This window comes from uncultured Mucilaginibacter sp. (assembly GCF_903913935.1).
Classification (GTDB): domain Bacteria; phylum Bacteroidota; class Bacteroidia; order Sphingobacteriales; family Sphingobacteriaceae; genus Mucilaginibacter.
In genome coordinates this window covers 1-1,694 of record NZ_CAIWNH010000180.1, presented here as the reverse complement: position 1 = coordinate 1,694, position 1,694 = coordinate 1, and the positions used below count along the sequence as shown (strand labels likewise).

Sequence of the window (1,694 nt, the reverse complement as noted above, 5' to 3'; positions counted from 1 at the left end):
CAGCACCGCTCAAGTCAGCACCTCTCAGGTTGGCATCGCTTAAGTTTATTTTTAGATCGACAGCCGCTTCAACCGTTAATTTAACCGTATTATTTTCTACGTCATGGTTAAAAATAACAGCATCAGTAAATTTATTTTTTATTTCAATTAGCATTGCTCATCCCCTCTGTAATTGCCAAAAGTTCGTCTTTTTGTCCTTGTAATTTCGAGCACTTTTCAATTGCTTCTTCCTTTATCCTTGCAATTTGATCGTCAATGTTTTCTACACTTGACGGTATTATAGCTTCCATCGGAATGGCCTCGAACTCAACTTTTTGCCATTCGGAAATTCGGATGGCATCATTGTTTTGTCGTACGGTGGATGAAACAAACTGCAATCCAGCTACACATGACATTGCCCCAGTTTGGGCATATTCGTAAACTGCAACATTCATAATTATTTTTTTCATTTTTATTATCCTCGTTGTTAGATAAAGTGCCGGAATCCCACCGGCTTTGGAATTGCATTTCCCTTTTTTAGGTCAGAGAGTAATTCCTAAGATATGACCTGAATTTGTTTTTTAAAAAAACGCCCTGTTGCCAGGGCTAATGGTGCGGCCGTCCCCAGCCGCCGAGGAGATGACTATTTGCGCTTTGCTATGTTATGCGCGGTTTTTGATTTTCTTACATGTGCCATATGGACGTGGGTTTTGTTTACGGCCTTTTTACCGCCCTTGCCACGCGAAAAGTAAGTGGGAAGTGATGCTAAAGCATTATCGTACTCAGCTGAATCTTTCGCCATGCCGTTTAATGCGTGCAGTGCGGCAAAAATTAATTTTGATCTTCTGAACGCTTGTCCTGCCATTTTATTCTCCTGGTTGGTTGTTTTGTTTCGATGGTTATAATATACAGTAATTAACAAACAATGCAACTTATTTATTAATTATTTTATTAATAGAACATATCTTTTTCTTGGCATCCTCCAAACCCCACACCAACAGATATGTCTTGCCATTGGCACACACTTTGTCGCAAAATTTTTCCTGCTCATCACTCCAAACGCCGCCTTTGACCCGCTTAAATTCAACGTAACAATTCCAGTCATCAATAAACAAATCAGCCACACCCGCAGTCACGCCTTCCATGACCAATGATGCTGCTTCCCTGGCCGAACGGTTACCACCATTGGGTATGGCGTAAATAAGCACGTCCGGGAACGTGTGCCGGAACCAATGTATGAACGCCGCTTGCTCACTGTGTTCTGTCGGCACATTCCGGGCATCTTCGCAAACTTTTAAAAAATCATTTGTGATGAGCCGCTCGTCATCTAACATCGTGTCGCGCAGATGAACATCCGCCAACATGGCAAAGCCAATAAACTCATTCCTGTCCTTTTTTTTCATCTTGCGTTGCTTTAATGTCGCGTCCAGCTCGTTTTTAAAAATATCATCTGAAATCACTAATCCCCCTAAAATATTCAACCCAATAATCTCGGCTTTCAGCCGGTTCAAGCATCACGTCAGCTATTATGTCCGGCGCAATGCCCAGTTCTTCAAACTGCATTTTAAATAGATCGTCGTGCATTGTTAGTATGCCATTGGCGCAATACTGGCGTTCTACTGGAATTGGCTGTGGTAGGCAACATGGGCAGGGATTCCCAACATACGCGAGTTAGTAAGTGATCTGCTTAGCTTGTCATAGTCAATAAGCCCACT

At 42.3% G+C, this 1,694-nt stretch carries 4 protein-coding genes; all 4 read right to left on the bottom strand.

Annotated elements, in window-relative coordinates:
- Positions 1-154: pentapeptide repeat-containing protein (locus tag QZY09_RS24705; RefSeq protein ID WP_367119178.1), on the bottom strand; the 154-nt coding region annotated here is incomplete at its 3' end.
- Entirely contained in the window at positions 144-449 is a 306-nt protein-coding gene (locus QZY09_RS06730) for a hypothetical protein (RefSeq protein WP_295669958.1), read from the bottom strand. The genes QZY09_RS06730 and QZY09_RS24705, both read right to left, overlap by 11 nt.
- Positions 450-622: 173 nt before the next feature.
- Positions 623-844 carry a hypothetical protein gene (locus QZY09_RS06725; protein ID WP_295669955.1) on the bottom strand — a complete coding sequence of 74 codons (222 nt, stop codon included), beginning with the start codon at positions 842-844 and terminating at the stop codon, positions 623-625.
- 67 nt (positions 845-911) lie between these two features.
- Positions 912-1,490 (bottom strand): hypothetical protein, encoded by a 579-nt coding sequence (locus tag QZY09_RS06720; protein WP_295669952.1) that lies wholly within the window; start codon positions 1,488-1,490, stop codon positions 912-914.
- Positions 1,491-1,694: the final 204 nt, after the last annotated feature.